16 protein-coding genes are annotated in these 14,333 nt (G+C 72.8%); 8 read left to right on the top strand and 8 right to left on the bottom strand.

Translation table 11 applies throughout. The features are described from left to right. The coding region (locus M8J74_RS23485) for a hypothetical protein (RefSeq protein WP_249838340.1) at window positions 1-786 on the top strand (786 nt) is incomplete at its 5' end. On the opposite strand, the gene M8J74_RS23480 is transcribed toward M8J74_RS23485, so the two are convergent. The 4 genes from M8J74_RS23480 to M8J74_RS23465 all read right to left on the bottom strand — a co-directional run bounded on the left by M8J74_RS23480 (window position 724) and on the right by M8J74_RS23465 (window position 4,737). After that, window positions 724-1,350, bottom strand: coding sequence for a cytochrome b/b6 domain-containing protein (locus M8J74_RS23480; protein WP_249838339.1), 627 nt, complete (start codon window positions 1,348-1,350; stop codon window positions 724-726). The two genes, M8J74_RS23485 and M8J74_RS23480, sit on opposite strands and share 63 nt — an antisense overlap. After that, window positions 1,334-2,086, bottom strand: a complete 753-nt coding sequence (locus M8J74_RS23475) for a molybdopterin-dependent oxidoreductase (protein WP_249838338.1) — start codon at window positions 2,084-2,086, stop codon at window positions 1,334-1,336. The genes M8J74_RS23480 and M8J74_RS23475 overlap by 17 nt, the downstream gene beginning before the upstream one ends. A 127-nt stretch (window positions 2,087-2,213) precedes the next feature. Next, window positions 2,214-3,752: an APC family permease gene (locus M8J74_RS23470; protein WP_249838337.1), complete on the bottom strand. Its 1,539-nt coding sequence runs from the start codon at window positions 3,750-3,752 to the stop codon at window positions 2,214-2,216. Window positions 3,753-3,786: 34 nt separating this feature from the next. Next, window positions 3,787-4,737, bottom strand: coding sequence for a hypothetical protein (locus M8J74_RS23465; protein ID WP_249838336.1), 951 nt, complete (start codon window positions 4,735-4,737; stop codon window positions 3,787-3,789). A 401-nt stretch (window positions 4,738-5,138) separates the two neighbouring features. Here M8J74_RS23465 and M8J74_RS23460 point away from each other — a divergent pair, with 401 nt between their 5' ends. Genes M8J74_RS23460 through M8J74_RS23445 form a run of 4 tightly spaced genes read left to right on the top strand, consistent with a single transcriptional unit; the run spans window position 5,139 to window position 7,311 of the window. Continuing rightward, window positions 5,139-6,032 carry a DMT family transporter gene (locus tag M8J74_RS23460; protein ID WP_249838335.1) on the top strand — a complete coding sequence of 298 codons (894 nt, stop codon included), beginning with the start codon at window positions 5,139-5,141 and terminating at the stop codon, window positions 6,030-6,032. Window positions 6,033-6,055: 23 nt separating this feature from the next. After that, window positions 6,056-6,574 (top strand): NUDIX hydrolase, encoded by a 519-nt coding sequence (locus M8J74_RS23455; protein WP_058926288.1) that lies wholly within the window; start codon window positions 6,056-6,058, stop codon window positions 6,572-6,574. A 24-nt stretch (window positions 6,575-6,598) separates the two neighbouring features. After that, the gene (locus tag M8J74_RS23450; protein ID WP_249838334.1) at window positions 6,599-6,991 is read left to right on the top strand and encodes a YidH family protein; all 393 of its coding nucleotides are present in this window, start codon (window positions 6,599-6,601) and stop codon (window positions 6,989-6,991) included. Beyond that, window positions 6,979-7,311 carry a DUF202 domain-containing protein gene (locus M8J74_RS23445; RefSeq protein ID WP_372500248.1) on the top strand — a complete coding sequence of 111 codons (333 nt, stop codon included), beginning with the start codon at window positions 6,979-6,981 and terminating at the stop codon, window positions 7,309-7,311. Before M8J74_RS23450 ends, M8J74_RS23445 begins: the two co-directional genes overlap by 13 nt. Here the strand turns inward: M8J74_RS23445 and M8J74_RS23440 are convergent. Beyond that, window positions 7,308-8,258, bottom strand: coding sequence for an NADP-dependent oxidoreductase (locus M8J74_RS23440; protein WP_249838332.1), 951 nt, complete (start codon window positions 8,256-8,258; stop codon window positions 7,308-7,310). The two genes, M8J74_RS23445 and M8J74_RS23440, sit on opposite strands and share 4 nt — an antisense overlap. Window positions 8,259-8,380: 122 nt before the next feature. Between M8J74_RS23440 and M8J74_RS23435 the strand changes: the two genes are divergently transcribed. The 3 genes from M8J74_RS23435 (at window position 8,381) to M8J74_RS23425 (ending at window position 11,089) form a co-directional block, all read left to right on the top strand. Then, complete coding sequence (locus M8J74_RS23435) at window positions 8,381-8,677, top strand: hypothetical protein (RefSeq protein WP_249838331.1); 297 nt, start codon at window positions 8,381-8,383, stop codon at window positions 8,675-8,677. A 168-nt stretch (window positions 8,678-8,845) separates the two neighbouring features. After that, window positions 8,846-9,868, top strand: a complete 1,023-nt coding sequence (locus M8J74_RS23430) for a phosphotransferase family protein (RefSeq protein WP_058926283.1) — start codon at window positions 8,846-8,848, stop codon at window positions 9,866-9,868. A 6-nt stretch (window positions 9,869-9,874) separates the two neighbouring features. Next, entirely contained in the window at window positions 9,875-11,089 is a 1,215-nt protein-coding gene (locus tag M8J74_RS23425; protein WP_058926282.1) for an acyl-CoA dehydrogenase, read from the top strand. A 59-nt stretch (window positions 11,090-11,148) separates the two neighbouring features. On the opposite strand, the gene M8J74_RS23420 is transcribed toward M8J74_RS23425, so the two are convergent. The 3 genes from M8J74_RS23420 to M8J74_RS23410 are packed head-to-tail and all read right to left on the bottom strand — an operon-like array spanning window position 11,149 to window position 14,227. Continuing rightward, window positions 11,149-11,742 carry a TetR/AcrR family transcriptional regulator gene (locus M8J74_RS23420; RefSeq protein WP_058926281.1) on the bottom strand — a complete coding sequence of 198 codons (594 nt, stop codon included), beginning with the start codon at window positions 11,740-11,742 and terminating at the stop codon, window positions 11,149-11,151. A 47-nt stretch (window positions 11,743-11,789) separates the two neighbouring features. Beyond that, window positions 11,790-13,457 carry a class I adenylate-forming enzyme family protein gene (locus M8J74_RS23415; protein ID WP_249838330.1) on the bottom strand — a complete coding sequence of 556 codons (1,668 nt, stop codon included), beginning with the start codon at window positions 13,455-13,457 and terminating at the stop codon, window positions 11,790-11,792. After that, on the bottom strand, window positions 13,454-14,227 hold the full coding sequence (locus M8J74_RS23410) for an SDR family oxidoreductase (protein WP_249838329.1): 774 nt from the start codon (window positions 14,225-14,227) through the stop codon (window positions 13,454-13,456). The genes M8J74_RS23415 and M8J74_RS23410 overlap by 4 nt, the downstream gene beginning before the upstream one ends. Window positions 14,228-14,333 lie beyond the last annotated feature (106 nt).

The raw sequence follows: 14,333 nt of genomic DNA, 5'->3' as shown, positions 1-14,333 counted from the left end.
GCCTCCCCCACGCGGCCGCCCGCGGGCCGGCCGCTGCCGAGCCCCGCCTGGCTCCCGCCCGGACCCGTCTCGCCCGACGCCGACGCCGTCGCCGACGCCTGGAGCCTCTACGACCGGCTGCGCGACCCCGCCCGATGCCGCACCGCACTCCCCCTGATCGACCGGACACCGGGCGGCCCCGACCGGCGGCTGCTGCGCGGCCTCGCCGAAGCCTGTCTGGCCGTGCAGGGCCGCGGCGGCAGCTGGGACACGGCGGCCGCGGACCACACCGCACTGGCCGGCCGGGCCGACACCTGCAAGGAACGGGCCGCCTACGCGGTGCTCGGCGCACTGCTGGACTTCCACCGGCAACACCCGCACGCCACCGTGCCGTTGCGGACCGCGCGGGGCGGACCGCCCGCGTGCGCCTACCGCGTCGCGGGGGTGGACACGAGCCAGGCCGCGCCCGGTGACACCGTCGGGATCGAACTGCGCGGCGTCTACTTCGACCCCGCCGAACTGGCCCGCTACGGCGAGGTGTTCATCGGCGGCAAGCGACTCGATCCGGCGCCGGTGATCAGGTCCCGGAACGGCGACGCGCTGGTGCTCGCCGCGGTCGTGCCGGCCCTGGACGGCAGTCCGAGGACGGCCGACGTGGTCGTGCGGTACGGCTCCGCCGAGGCGCGGCTGCCGGACGCCCTCACGGTCGTCGCGCCCGCCGCCGTCCCGTCGCCGGACCCCTCGTCAGGGACGCCACAGGGGGTGCTCCCGCTCGGCCCACTCCCGGCTCACCTTCCCCGTCCGTAGGCCGCGGCGCGCCTCGGGGTCGCCGAGCGCCATGCCGATGTGCCCGGCGAGGACGATGCCGACGGTCAGGGCCAGCCAGTCGTGGACGAAGGTCGCGCTGGTGCGCCACATGATCGGGGTGAGGTGGGTGAACCACATGATCAGCCCGGTGCCGAGCATCACCACCGACGCCCCGGCGATCCAGGCCGCGTAGATCTTCTGCCCCGCGTTGAACTTCGCCGCGGGACGCGCCGAGCGCCGCTTGTCCCGGGCGAGCGCGCCGTGCAGCCAGGTCCTGTCGTGCGGTCCGAAGCGGTTGAGATGCCCCAGGTCGGCGCGGAAGGCGCGGGAGGCCAGGCCCAGCAGGACGGGCACCGGCAGGGCGAGCCCGGCGAACTCGTGCACCCGGACCACCAGCTCGCGGCGGCCGACGAGTTCGGCGAGCTGGGGGACGTAGAGGAAGGCGGCCGTGACCACGCACACGCCCATCAGGGCGGCCGTGCCGCGGTGCACCCAGCGCTGGACGGGGCCGAACCGCCGTACCTCGGTGACCTGCGGGGTGTGGGCCTCAGCTCGTAGGGTCATCGTCCCGCCCGTTCGACTTTCCGACCCAGGCGTCGACGTCGTAGCCGAGCCGCTCCCAGTAGCCGGGCTTGACGTCCTCGGTGACGGTGATCCCCGAGAGCCACTTGGCGGACTTGTAGAAGTACATCGGCGCCACGTACAGGCGGACCGGGCCGCCGTGGGCGTGGCCGATGTCCTTGTCCTGCATGCGCAGGGCGACCAGGACGTCGGAGCGGCGGGCCTGCTCCAGGGTGAGGCTCTCGGAGTAGGCGCCGTCGAAGCAGGTGAAGCGCACCGCCCCGGCCTTGGCCCGCACTCCCGCGGCGTCCAGCAGCCGGGACAGGCGCACCCCTTCGAAGGGGGTGTCGGGGACCCGCCAGCCGGTGACGCACTGGACGTCCTTGACCAGCCGGGTCTGCGGAAGGGCGCGCAGGTCGTCGAGCGTGTAGGTCTTCGGGCGGTCGACGAGTCCGTCGACGGTGAGGCGGTAGTCGGTGGCGTCCTTGTGCGGGACGGAGGAGGTGACCGAGTAGTAGCGGAAGCCGCCGCCGTTGGGCAGCAGACCGGTCAGGCCCGTGGGGTCCTTGTCGGCCGCCGCGCCGAGGAAGCCCTCCAGGCCGCGCTGGAGGACGGGAGCGGCGACCACGCCAAGCGCGCCCAGGCCGATGGTGCCCAGCAGGACGCGGCGGCCGATCGGCTTGCCGTGCGGCGCGGGCGGCCGCGGCTCGCCCGGTTCCTCGGGTGGTTCGGAGTTCACCCCTCCATTCGAACACCCGCGACGCCGGGCGGACCAGGAATCGCGGATGCCCGTCAGGGTTCCGTAATGACTTCTTACGGCGTTCTCAGAAACGACGTCCTCGCAAGCGGCGCCCTCGGAAACGGAGTCATGCGTCCTGTGCCGCCTCCTCCAGCCGGAAGGCCTCGTTGCCGAGCCCGATGCGGGCGTGCGCCTCGGGTGCGCGGGAGCGCAGGAGGAGTCCCTGGACCAGTCCGGCGACCAGGGCGAGGAGGATGATGCCGGGCAGTACCCAGCTGAGCGCCGAGTCGGGGCCGGCGCCGACCAGGACGTCGAAGTCCTTGACCGTGTAACCGGCGATCACCAGCAGGGCGGCGGCGGCCAGCGCGGAGGTGATCAGCCGCCAGGCCTGGGCGCCGGCGGCGCCGCGCCGGGCGAAGAAGGCGATGACGGAGACGGAGGCCGCCGCCATCAGCAGGATCACACCGAGCGCGCCGATGTTGCCGCACCAGGTGAACAGGTGCAGGACGGGCTCGGTGGGATCGCCGGCCGGACCGTCGTCGGCGATCGCGAAGACGGTCACGATCACCGCGGCCACCGCCGTCTGCAGCAGGGAGCCGGTGCCGGGGGCGCCGCTCGCGCCGGTGGTCCGGCCGAAGGCGCGGGGCAGCAGTCCCTCGCGGCCCATGGCGAAGGTGTAGCGGGCGACGACGTTGTGGAAGCTGAGCATGGCCGCGAACATGCCGGTCACGAACAGCACGTGCAGGACGTCGGTGAAGGCCCCGCCGAGCCGGGACTCGGTCAGCGAGAAGAGCATGCCCGCGCTCTCCTTGCGGGCCACCCCGACGACCTGGGACGGACCGGCGGCGACGGTGAGCGCCCAGCAGCTGACGGCGAAGAAGACGGCCACGCCGGCCACCGCCAGGAACATCACCCGCGGCACCAGGACGTGCGGCCTGCTGGTCTCCTCCGCGTACACCGGCGCCTGCTCGAAGCCGACGAAGGCCGCGATGCAGAAGCACAGGGCGGTGCCCACACCCGCGCCGCCGAGGGTGTCCGGGTTGAAGGCGTGCAGCGACAGGCCCTCCCGGGCGGGGTCGCCGATCGCGGCGACATCGAAGATCACCACCAGGATCACCTCGACGACCAGCAGGACGCCCAGGACGCGCGCGTTGATGTCGACCTTCAGCCAGCCCAGCGCGCCGACCACCGCGAGGGCCACCAGCGCGGGTATCCACCAGCCGACGTCCACATGGGCGTAGGTGGAGAGCAGCCCGGAGACCTCGAAGCCGAAGATGCCGTAGATGCCGACCTGCATGGCGTTGTAGGCGACCAGGGCCACCAGGGCGGCGCCCGCGCCGGCGGTGCTGCCGAGGCCGCGGGAGATGTAGGCGTAGAACGCGCCCGCGTTGTGGACGTGCCGGCTCATCTCGGCGTAGCCGATGCCGAAGAGGATCAGCACCGCGCCGAGGACGACGAACAGCAGGGGCTGGCCGACGATGCCCATCACCGCGAATGTGGTGGGCATGACACCCGCGACCACCATGAGGGGTGCGGTCGCGGCGAGCACGGAGAGCAGCAGGCCCCCCGTGCCGAGGCGGTCGGCGCGCAGGGCGCGCTCCTGCCCCAGATAGGTGCTGATGCCGTCGGCCGTCGTGCGGTTCGCGCTGGAACTGCCCGTGGTCATCGCAGGACCGTCCTCGTGGTTGGCGTCGGGAGTGTCACACCGTGCCGAGCGCGGCGGCCCGCGCGGCACGGAAGGCGGGGTAGGGCTCGTGGTGCGGGTAGGACCAGGGCGCCGGCGTGGCGTGCTCGCCGATGCGGTGGAAGAGGGCGGCGGCCTCGGCGCCGCGGCCCTCGCAGACCTTGGCGTGGGCGAGGAAGTTCAGGTCGACCAGGCGGCGCGGGTGCCCCTCCTGCTCCCACTCCAGCCACCAGTCGAAGGCGGCCTTCATCACCTGCCGGGCCCGGCGTCCGTTCCAGTGGCCGGAGGCGACCGGATCGGGGGGCTCGTGGCCGGCCACGGCGAGCACGCGGTAGCGCTCGGCGTGCGCGACGACGGGGAGGACGGCGAGCGGGGAGTCGGCGGGAGCCCGCTCGGCCGCCCAGTCGGCGAAGTCGTACACCTCGTGCAGCGGGTCCCGGCCGGCGCAGACGCCCCGCTCGGCGAGCCGGGCGACCATCAGATGGTGGGCGTGGTGGTGGTCGGCGTACCGGGAGCGGACCTCGCCGAACAGCCGTAACGACTCCTCCTCCGCCCCCAGGGAGCACTCCAGTATCAGCAGCCCCAGCCAGGGAGTGGGATCGGCGGGGGCGCGTCCGGCGGCCTCCCGGCAGGCGTCACGGGCGAGGTCGGGCCGTTCCGCGCCGCGCAGGGCGCGTTCCACCAGGGCGAGGGCGAGCAGCAGTGCCGCCTCGGGGGACGCGGGCTCGGCGACCAGCCAGTCCCGCGCCCAGGCCGCGCTGTGGCGCTCCTGCCCGAGGACGACGGCCCGGTGTCCACGGCGGTCCCAGTCGTCACCCGTGTGAACGAGCAGTGATCGCGCGGCCTGCCACCTCCCCTGCGCCAAGGCGGCGCGGGCGGCGGCGAGTTCGGTGTCGTCCAGGGCCGCGTCCAGCGCGTGTGCCGCGCGCTTGCGGATCCGGCCGAAGGATGGCGGAGGTGGGGGCACCGCGGGACTTCCTCACGCGACGCGGCTCTGCGTCAGGACTCGGGATATCGGACGGGCGTCAACTGATCACTCACAGCAAACTCGCAGCCAAGGCTTGAGTCAAGGCCCGGACCGCCGTTACACGCGTCAACTCTTGTTACGTTTGGGGTAGTTGAGAGACGGACAATCATGGTCGGCGCCGCCGGACGACCGAAGCGGTGTGGCGTACGCCATGGCGCGACCCGTCCCGACCCCTCACCATGGGCGGAACGGCCGGATCCGCAACTGCCTTGATCGACACGGAGAAGTGACCGGGTCGACTGCCCGGATCCGGGTACTCCCAGGGGCACGCCGGGCCCTGGGGCGCTACAGTCCCCCCTACGCACTCCGTGACCCGGCCCGTCTGACTCGAGGTACGCAGCGTGTCGTTTCTGGTTCTGATTCTCGCCGTGAGCGCTGCCTGCTGCCTGGGCTTCGGGTTCGTGCTCCAGCAGAACGCGGCCTCGCACGCACCCCTGGGCGACTTCCTCTCGCCCCGGCTGCTCCTCGACCTGATGCGGGTGCCGCGCTGGCTGGGCGGCATCGGACTGATGGTGGTCGGCATGGTCCTGGGCGCGATCGCGCTGAGCCAGGGCGAGGTCTCCCTGGTCGAGCCACTCCTGGCCACCAACCTGCTGTTCGCCCTGGCCCTGTCCCGCCGGCAGACCCGGCAGCCGCTGGGCCGCCAGGGCTGGACCGGCCTGGCACTGCTCGCGGGCGGCGTCACGGCGTTCATCGTCGCGGGCGAGCCGCGCGGCGGCACCGCGGTGGCCGACCCCTTCCGCCACTGGCTGATCATCGGCGTCATGGTGGGCCTCGCCCTGCTGCTGACCACGTACGCCAAGCGCTCCCGCCTCAGCTCCGGCCCCGTCCTGCTCGCCCTCGCCGCCGGGCTCCTCTACGGCGTCCAGGACGCCCTCACCCGGGTCAGCGGGCAGCTCTTCGCCGCGGGCGGCCTGACCGAGCTGTTCACCACCTGGCAGCCGTACGGCGTGGCCGCGCTCGGCGTGACGGGCCTGGTGCTGGTGCAGAGCGCCTTCGAGACGGCGCCGCTGCGCATGTCGCTGCCCGCCCTCACCGCCGCCCAGCCGCTGGCCGGCATCGTCTGCGGGGTCGGCTTCCTCGGCGACCGGCTGCACACCGACGCCGGCGCGCTGGCCTGGGAGGCGGCGGGCCTCGCCGGGATCGTCGTCGGCATCGTGCTGCTCGGCATGCACCCCTGCATGCCGACGGGCGCGGGCAGGCCGGAGCGCGTGCGGGACCTGCAGCCGAACTGACACCGCCCTGCTTGGATGGCGGTATGACGACCCCCGCAGACGAGATCCTCGACATCGTCGACGAGCACGACCAGGTCATCGGCCGCTCCCCGCGCGGCGAGGCCTACGCCAAGGGCCTGCGCCACCGCTGCGTCTTCATCCAGGCCCGCGACGCCGAGGGCCGCCTCTTCGTCCACCGCCGCACCCCGACCAAGCTGGTCTTCCCCTCCCTCTACGACATGTTCGTCGGCGGCGTGGTCGGCGCGGGCGAGTCCTACGACGAGGCGGCCCTGCGCGAGGCGGAGGAGGAACTGGGCGTGAGCGGCCTGCCGGCCCCGCGCTTCCTGTTCAAGTTCCTCTACGACGGAGGCGCCGGGCGCACCTGGTGGTCGGCGGTGTACGAGGTCCGCTGCGACCTGCCGGTGCGGCCGCAGGCCGAGGAGGTGGCCTGGCACGACTTCCTGCCGGAGGCCGAGGTGGAGCGCCGGCTCCGGGAGTGGGAGTGGGTGCCGGACGGGCTCGCGGCCTACGAGCGGCTGAGGGAGCACCGGGCGGCTTCCTGAAGGCGGCCCGATAGAGTCCTGCGCGTGATCGAATTCGCACGGAACGTCCGCCTGTGGTTCGCTCCCGAGGAGATCCGCCGGGAGGGCAGCACGCCCGACTACCGCTTCTCCCTGGCCAACGAGCGGACCTTCCTGGCCTGGCTGCGCACCGCCCTCGCCCTCATCGGCGGCGGCTTCGCGGTGGACCAGTTCCTGCCGGACCTGCGCTGGGCCTGGCGCGCCGGGCTGGCCCTGGCGCTGCTCGCCGCGGGCGTGCTGTGCTCGCTGCGCGCGGTCAACCACTGGATGCGCTGCGAGCGGGCGATGCGGCGCGGCGAGGATCTGCCGGTCTCCCGGTTCCCGGCCGTGCTCGGCCTCCTCGTCGCCGTCGTGGCGATCGCGATGGTCGTCGTCGTGACCGTCGGATGGGAAGGGTGAACGCCGCGGAGGCCGAGGAGCGCGACCCCGGGCTCCAGCCCGAGCGCACCCGCCTCGCCTGGCGCCGTACCACCCTGGCGAGCACGGTGGCCGCCGTCCTGTCCGTCAAGAGCGCGCTGCGCGGCGGCCCCACCGTGTCGGGGGTGATCGTCTGCGCCCTGTGCTGCGCCCTCTGGCTGGGCTTCCTGCTGGTCGCCCACCACCGCATCCGGGCCCTCGCGGCCTCCGCCGGCCCGCCCACGCTCGCGCCCCGGCACGCCACGACGGCGGTCCTGTGCACGGTCGCCCTGGCCCTGTGCGGAGCGGCGCTCGTCCTCTAGGTCCGGTCTGCCGGAGCCTGCGGTTCCACCGTCACCACGATCTTTCCGCGGGTGCGCCCCTCCTGGCTGAGCCGGTGGGCCTCGGCCGCCCGCTCCAGCGGGAAGGCCGCGTCCACGTGCACGGACACCACGCCCTGCTCCGCCAGCTCGGTCAGCCGCAGCAGGTCCTCGGCGTCCGGGCGCACCCAGCAGTACCGGCCGCCGTAGCGGACGACGTCGCCGTCGGCGATGGACGCCAGCCGCCCTTCCGGGGCCAGCAGGTTCGCCGAGGCCTTGAGGGCCTCACCGCCGACGGTGTCGAAGACGGCGTCCACGCCCTCGGGGGCCAGTCCCCGCACCCGCTCGGCCAGTCCCTCGCCGTACTCCACGGGCTCACCGCCGAGCGCGCGGACGTAGTCGTGGTTGCGGGTGCTCGCCGTGCCGACCACCCGGGCGCCGAGGTGCCGGGCTAGCTGGACGGCGATCGAGCCGACGCCGCCGGCGGCCGCGTGGACGAGGACGGTGTCGCCGCGCCCGACCCGAAGCGCCCCGTTCAGCACCTGGTAGGCGGTGAGCCCGGCCAGCGGCAGCCCGGCCGCCGCCTCCCAGGAGAGGTTGCGGGGCTTGCGGGCGAGCGTGCGCACGGGTGCGGCGACGTACTCGGCGAAGGTCCCGCGGGAGAGGAAGTCCTCGCGGACGTAGCCGACGACCTCGTCCCCGGCGCCGAACTCGGTGACGGACACCCCGGGCCGGACCACCACGCCGGAGACGTCCCAGCCCGGCACCACCGGGAAGACCGCCTCCAGCATCCCGTCGAGATACCCCTCGCGGGCCTTCCAGTCGACGGGGTTGACGGCGGCGGCCCGCACCTCGACCAGTACCGCGTCGGGGCCGACCTTCGGGTCGCGCACCTCGCCGTACTCGAGGACCTCGGGTCCGCCGTACCGGCTGTAACTGATCGCCTTCATGCCACCGACCCTCCGGGGTACGCGCACGCCACGCAAGCCGGATCGGCGCCCGATGCCCCGATATGCGCCGTTCGCGTGGCAGCCTGTCGGTCGTCACCACCCCGCACCCCGAAGGTGAGCACATGACCGCCCTCCACCTGGAACACGCCTCCCACAAGCACGCGCACGGCCCCGACTGCGGCCACACCCGGGTGCGGCACGGGGATCACGTCGAGTACGCGCACGACGGCCACTTCCACCGCGAGCACGAGGGCCACTGGGACGAGTGCGAGCAGGACGCGCACGTCTCGCACGAGGACCACGACCACCGGCACGGCGACGGCTGCGGACACGAGAGCGTCCTGCACGGCGACCACGTCGACTACCTCCACGACGGGCACCGGCACGCCGCGCACAACGGCCACTGGGACGACCACTAGCTTCGGCGCCCGGCCGATCCGCACAGCCCGACAGCTCCCCGCCGCTCCCGGCCGGGAGCTGTCGGCCGTAGGGTGGCCCCGATCACTTTGGCTTCCCGTACTGGACGACATACCGACCAGTCGGCATGATGGTCGGGTCACGTGCACGCGCCTCGCAAAGGAGCACCGATGAGCCCCGATCACCCGCCAGGTCTCGATCTCGACCGGCTGCGCGGCCTGCTCGACCGCGAGCGGCCCGGCCTGGTGAACGGCGCCCTGACCGGCCGGCTGATCGAGGGCGGACGCTCGAACCTCACGTACGCGGTCTCGGACGGCACCTCGAAGTGGGTCGTACGGCGTCCCCCGCTCGGCCATGTGCTGGCCACCGCGCACGACATGAAGCGCGAGCACAAGGTGATCAGCGCGCTGCACCCGACGAACGTGCCGGTCCCCCGGCCGGTGCTGCTGTGCGAGGACGAGGAGGTGCTGGGCGCGCCGTTCTACGTCATGGAGTTCGTCGAGGGCACCCCGTACCGCACGGCCGACCAGCTCGCCCCGCTCGGCCCGGAGCGCACCCGGGACGCGGTGCTGTCCCTGGTCGACACCCTCGTCGAACTGCACGCCGTGGACCCGGCCGAGGTGGGCCTCGCCGACTTCGGCCGGCCCGAGGGCTTCCTCGACCGCCAGCTGCGCCGCTGGGGCAAGCAGCTGGACGCCTCCCGCAACCGCGACCTGGCCGGCATCGACGAGCTGCACGCCGAGCTGGGCCGCCGGCTGCCCGCCTCGCCCGCGCCGACCGTCGTCCACGGCGACTACCGCCTGGACAACGTCCTGATCGACGGCGACGACCGGATCAAGGCGATCCTGGACTGGGAGATGTCCACGCTCGGCGACCCGCTCACCGACCTGGGCCTGCTGGTGATGTACAGCATGCCGCTGGGCATGTCCGACTCCCCGGTCTCCACGACCGCCGAGGCCCCCGGCCACCCGGCCCCGGCAGAACTGATCGAGCGGTACGCGGCCCGCTCGGGCCGGGACGTCTCGGCCGTCTCCTGGTACACCGCCTTCGCCTGGTTCAAGCTCGCCGTGATCCTCGAGGGCATCCACTACCGCTACACGCTGGGCCAGACGGTCGGCCGCGGCTTCGACCGCATCGGGGACCTCGTCCCCGTCTTCATCGAGCACGGCCTGACGACTCTTCAGGAAGGCTGACGGATCATGGACTTCGCGTTCGACGCCCGCACCGAGGAACTGCGGGCCAGGCTGCTCGCGTTCATGGACGAGTACGTGTATCCGGCCGAGCCGGTGGCCGAGGAGCAGCGGGCCGCGCTGGCCTCGCCGTGGGACACCCCGGCCGTGGTCGAGGAGCTGAAGGCCGAGGCGCGCAGGCAGGGCCTGTGGAACCTCTTCCTGCCCGACGGCGAGTACGGCGCCGGCCTGACCAACCTCCAGTACGCCCCGCTCGCCGAGATCACCGGCCGCTCCCCGCAGCTCGCGCCCACCGCGACGAACTGCGCGGCTCCCGACACCGGGAACATGGAGGTGCTGGCGCAGTTCGGCGACGAGCAGCAGAAGAAGCAGTGGCTGGAGCCGCTGCTGGCCGGCGAGATCCGCTCCGCGTTCGCGATGACCGAGCCGGAGGTGGCCTCCTCCGACGCCACGAACATCACCACGCACATCGAGCGGGACGGCGACGAGTACGTCGTCACCGGCCGCAAGTGGTACATCTCCGGGGCGATGGACCCGCGCTGCAAGATCTTCATCGTGATGGGCAAGACGGACCCCGACGGCTCCGACATCCGCCGCCAGCAGTCCATGGTGCTGGTCCCGCGTGACACCCCCGGCGTCACCGTGAAGCGCGCGATGCAGGTTTTCGGCTACGAGGACCACTACCACGGCGGCCACGCCGAGGTGGTCTTCGACCACGCGCGCGTGCCGGTCACCAACCTCATCGGCGAGGAGGGCGGCGGCTTCGCCATCGCCCAGGCCCGCCTCGGCCCCGGCCGCATCCACCACTGCATGCGGCTGATCGGCATGGCGGAGCGGGCGATCGAGCTGATGTGCCGCCGGGCCGTGTCCCGTACGGCGTTCGGCAAGGCGCTGGCCCAGCAGGGCGTGGTGCAGAACTGGATCGCGGACGCGCGGGTGGCCGTGGAGCAGCTGCGCCTGCTGGTGCTGAAGACGGCCTGGATGATGGACACCGTCGGCAACCGCGGCGCCCACACCGAGATCCAGGCCATCAAGATCGCCACGCCGCGGACGGTCGTCGACATCATCGACCGCGCGATCCAGCTGCACGGCGCGGGCGGCGTGAGCCAGGACTTCCCGCTGGCCGAGCTGTACGCCGGGGCCCGCACCCTGATGCTCGCGGACGGCCCGGACGAGGTTCACCAGCGGTCGCTGGCGAAGCGGGAGCTGAAGAAGTACCTGTGAGACACGGGTGAGGGGCGGCTGCGATCGGCAGCCGCCCCTCACGCGTGTGCCGGGGTCCGTCAGGGACGCAGGGCCCGCAGCAGCAGGTCGGCGAGGTGGTCGGCGACCTCCTGCGGGCCCATCGGGCCGTCGGGGCGGTACCAGGTCGACAGGTGGTGGACGGAGCCGAAGTGGTAGTCCACGACGAGGTCGGCGGGGGTCGCCTTGGAGAAGACGCCGGCCTCCTGGCCCTCCTCCACCAGCGCGCGGAAGCGCTCGTGGTAGCGCCGGCGCTCGGCGCGCACCTGCTTGTTCTTCTCCGGGCTCAGGTGGTGCATGGAGCGGAAGAAGATCGACGCGTCGTCGAGGTTCTCGATCGTGGTGACGACGACGTCCGCCGCCGCGCCCCGCAGCCGCTTCTCGATCGGCTCGTCGGCGTTGGCGAAGGCGTCGAGGCGTTCCTGCTGGACGCGCAGCACGCGCGCGTACACCTCGTGCAGGAGGTCGTCCTTGGAGCCGAAGTAGTGGTACAGCGCCCCCTTGGTGACGCCGGCCGCCTCGACGATCTCCTGCACGGAGGTGCGGTCGTAGCCCTGCTCCGCGAAGAGCCGGGTGGCGGCGGCCAGCAGCCGCTGCGGGACGGGCGTACCGTCTCCGTCCGTCGTCCTGGGCACTGTGCCGCCACCTGCCTTCCGGGCGTTCCGCCGTGTTCCGGCGTGCTCTATTCGCTTGCTTCCCGACGGGAGCGAAGCTCCCGTCGGAGGATTTTCCCACTTGCCGTCTTCGGCAACTCCGGCAGGATCTCCACCTGCCGCGGGTATTTGTAGGCGGCCAGTCTCTCCTTGCAGTACACCGCGAGTTCATCCGGGTCGGTGTCGGCACCCGGACGCAGGCTGATGTACGCCTTGACGGTCTCCCCGCGGTAGCCGTCGGGCACCCCGACGACGGCCGCCTCGCGCACCGCCGGATGCGTGTACAGCACGTCCTCGACCTCGCGCGGCCACACCTTGAACCCGGAGGCGTTGATCATGTCCTTCTTGCGGTCGACGACGTAGAGCCAGCCCTGCTCGTCCATGAAACCGATGTCGCCGGTGCGCAGCTCGCCGTCCGGGAAGGTCTCGGCGGTCGCGTCCGGGCGGCGCCAGTAGCCGGGCACCACCTGCGGTCCCCGGACGAGGATCTCGCCCTGCTCGCCGAACGGTACCTCCCGCCCCTGGTCGTCGACGATGCGCACGACCGTCTCGGGGCCGGGCAGTCCCACGGCCAGCGTCCCGGAGACCGGGTCGACGGGCGCCTCCAGGCCGGGCGGGACGGAGGCGCAGGGGGCGGTGCACTCGGTGAGGCCGTAGCCGTTGCGGATGTAGGGCCCGAAGCCCGCCCGGAACTTCTCCACCAGGGCCGGAGGCACCGGCGCGCCGCCGCTGGAGATGTTCACGAAGGAGGAGAAGTGGTCCGGGGTGGCGTCCGGGTGGGCGGCCAGGGCCATGAAGGCGGTGGACGGGCCGACCGTGTAGTGCGGCCGGTGCTCGGCGAAGGCCTCCAGCACCACGCTGGCCTCGAAGCGGTACGTCAGCACGAGCGTGCCGGCGCTGTCGAGGCAGGCCCCGAGCTGGCACACCATTCCGGTGATGTGGAACAGCGGGGCGAGGGCGTAGTAGACGGGCCCGTCGGGCAGGGCCAGCCCGGTCCGCTGCCGCTCGGCGTTGTACATGATGTTGCCGTGCGTGTTGGTGGCGCCCTTGGGAGTGCCGCTGGTGCCGGAGGTGTAGCTGATCAGCGCGATGTCGGACGGGGTGAGGTCGCGGCCGTGGGGCGCCTCGTACCCGGCGCGGGCCACGGTGCTCAGGTCGGCGGCGTCCGCGCTCTGCGGCAGCCGCTCGAACGACAGCACGCGCGCGTCGCCGCGGGTCTGGAAGTCCAGCTCGCAGGCGGTGAGCACGATCCGCACCGGCGATCCGGCGACCGTCTCGCGCAGGTACGCCTCCCAGGCCCGGTCGGCGCAGATCAGCGCGGTCACCTCGGCGTCCCGCAGGACGTGCCCGACCTCCCCCGACTTGTACATCGGGTTGACCGGCACGACGATCGCGCCCGCCTTCCACGCCCCGAGCAGCGCCAGCACGAACAGCGGCGAGTTCTGCAGCAGGATCGCCACCCGGTCCCCGCGCTCCAGGCCCCGCGCGGCCAGGTGCCCGGCGACGGAGTCGCTGAGCTCGTCGACCTCGGCGTAGGTCAGCCGTCCGTCGAAGTAGGCGAGGAAGTCGCGGTCCGGTGCCTCGCCGACGGCGCGGCGCAGGGCGTGCACGAGCGTGTCGAGGGGCTCGACCGGTGCCCGCTGGGCGTCGTTCAGCAGGGCCACCCAGGGCCTGGCCGCGTAGCGGGACCCGGTCACCGTACGTCCTCCCACTTCTGCTGGACCCGGTTCATGTTCTCCAGCCAGCGGTCGGGGTCGGTGGCCCGGGCCTGGTAGAACTCGGCCACGAAGGGGTGCGGCAGGATGAGGAAACGGTCCTCCTCGATGCCCTTGAACAAGGCGTCCGCGACGTCCGAGGGGTCGATCGCGGTGGGCTGGAGCACCAGGTCGCCCGCGCTGCCGCTGGCGGTCAGCATGTCGGTGCGCACGCCCTGCGGGCAGAGCGCGTGGACCTTCAGCCCCCGGTGGCGGTAGGTCAGGGACAGCCACTCGGCGAAGGCGTAGGCGCCGTGCTTGGTCACGCTGTAGGAGGGCGCCCCGATCATGGTCAGCAGCCCGGCGGCGGAGACGGTCGACACGAACCGGCCGCTCCCCCGCTCCAGCCACGCCGGAAGCAGTTCCTGGGCGGCCCGCACATGGGCCATCACGTTGACGTCCCAGGAGGTGGCCCAGGACGTCTCGTCGGCCGAGAGCCCCTCGGCGCCGTCCTGGAACCCGACGCCGGCGTTGGCGCAGTACACGTCGACCGTGCCGCCGAGCGCCTCCCGGGCCGCGGCGACCACGGCGGAGGCGTCGCCGGGGACCGCGATGCCGCCGATCTCCTCCGCCACCGCCTCCGCCCGGTCACCGTCGAGGTCGTTGACGACGACCCGGGCTCCCTCGGCGGCGAACCGCCGGGCGAGGGCGGCCCCGATGCCTCCCCCGGCTCCCGTGACGACCACACCAGCACCTTGCACGGCTTCCACCATCGGTCTCCTTCGACTGCGGTTCGGCTGCGGCCAGACTAACCGGTCGGTATGTGTCAGGAAAGAGGTGCCCGAAACGCGCCGGGAGCGCCACGGCATCCACGTGCGG

The organism is Streptomyces panaciradicis (assembly GCF_023516615.1).
GTDB classification, from domain to species: domain Bacteria; phylum Actinomycetota; class Actinomycetes; order Streptomycetales; family Streptomycetaceae; genus Streptomyces; species Streptomyces panaciradicis.
The sequence above is the reverse complement of the archived record's forward strand: the minus strand, read 5'-3'. Positions and strand labels throughout refer to the sequence as shown.

Bases quoted from the DNA above. Each gene is read 5' to 3' on its own strand.
- M8J74_RS23430 (WP_058926283.1), top strand. From the start codon at position 8,846: ATGAGCCCCGATCACCCGCCAGGTCTCGATCTCGACCGGCTGCGCGGC.
- M8J74_RS23410 (WP_249838329.1), bottom strand. From the start codon at position 14,227: ATGGTGGAAGCCGTGCAAGGTGCTGGTGTGGTCGTCACGGGAGCCGGG.
- M8J74_RS23435 (WP_249838331.1), top strand. From the start codon at position 8,381: ATGACCGCCCTCCACCTGGAACACGCCTCCCACAAGCACGCGCACGGC.
- M8J74_RS23455 (WP_058926288.1), top strand. From the start codon at position 6,056: ATGACGACCCCCGCAGACGAGATCCTCGACATCGTCGACGAGCACGAC.
- M8J74_RS23425 (WP_058926282.1), top strand. From the start codon at position 9,875: ATGGACTTCGCGTTCGACGCCCGCACCGAGGAACTGCGGGCCAGGCTG.
- M8J74_RS23445 (WP_372500248.1), top strand. From the start codon at position 6,979: ATGGGAAGGGTGAACGCCGCGGAGGCCGAGGAGCGCGACCCCGGGCTC.
- M8J74_RS23470 (WP_249838337.1), bottom strand. From the start codon at position 3,752: ATGACCACGGGCAGTTCCAGCGCGAACCGCACGACGGCCGACGGCATC.
- M8J74_RS23480 (WP_249838339.1), bottom strand. From the start codon at position 1,350: ATGACCCTACGAGCTGAGGCCCACACCCCGCAGGTCACCGAGGTACGG.
- M8J74_RS23440 (WP_249838332.1), bottom strand. From the start codon at position 8,258: ATGAAGGCGATCAGTTACAGCCGGTACGGCGGACCCGAGGTCCTCGAG.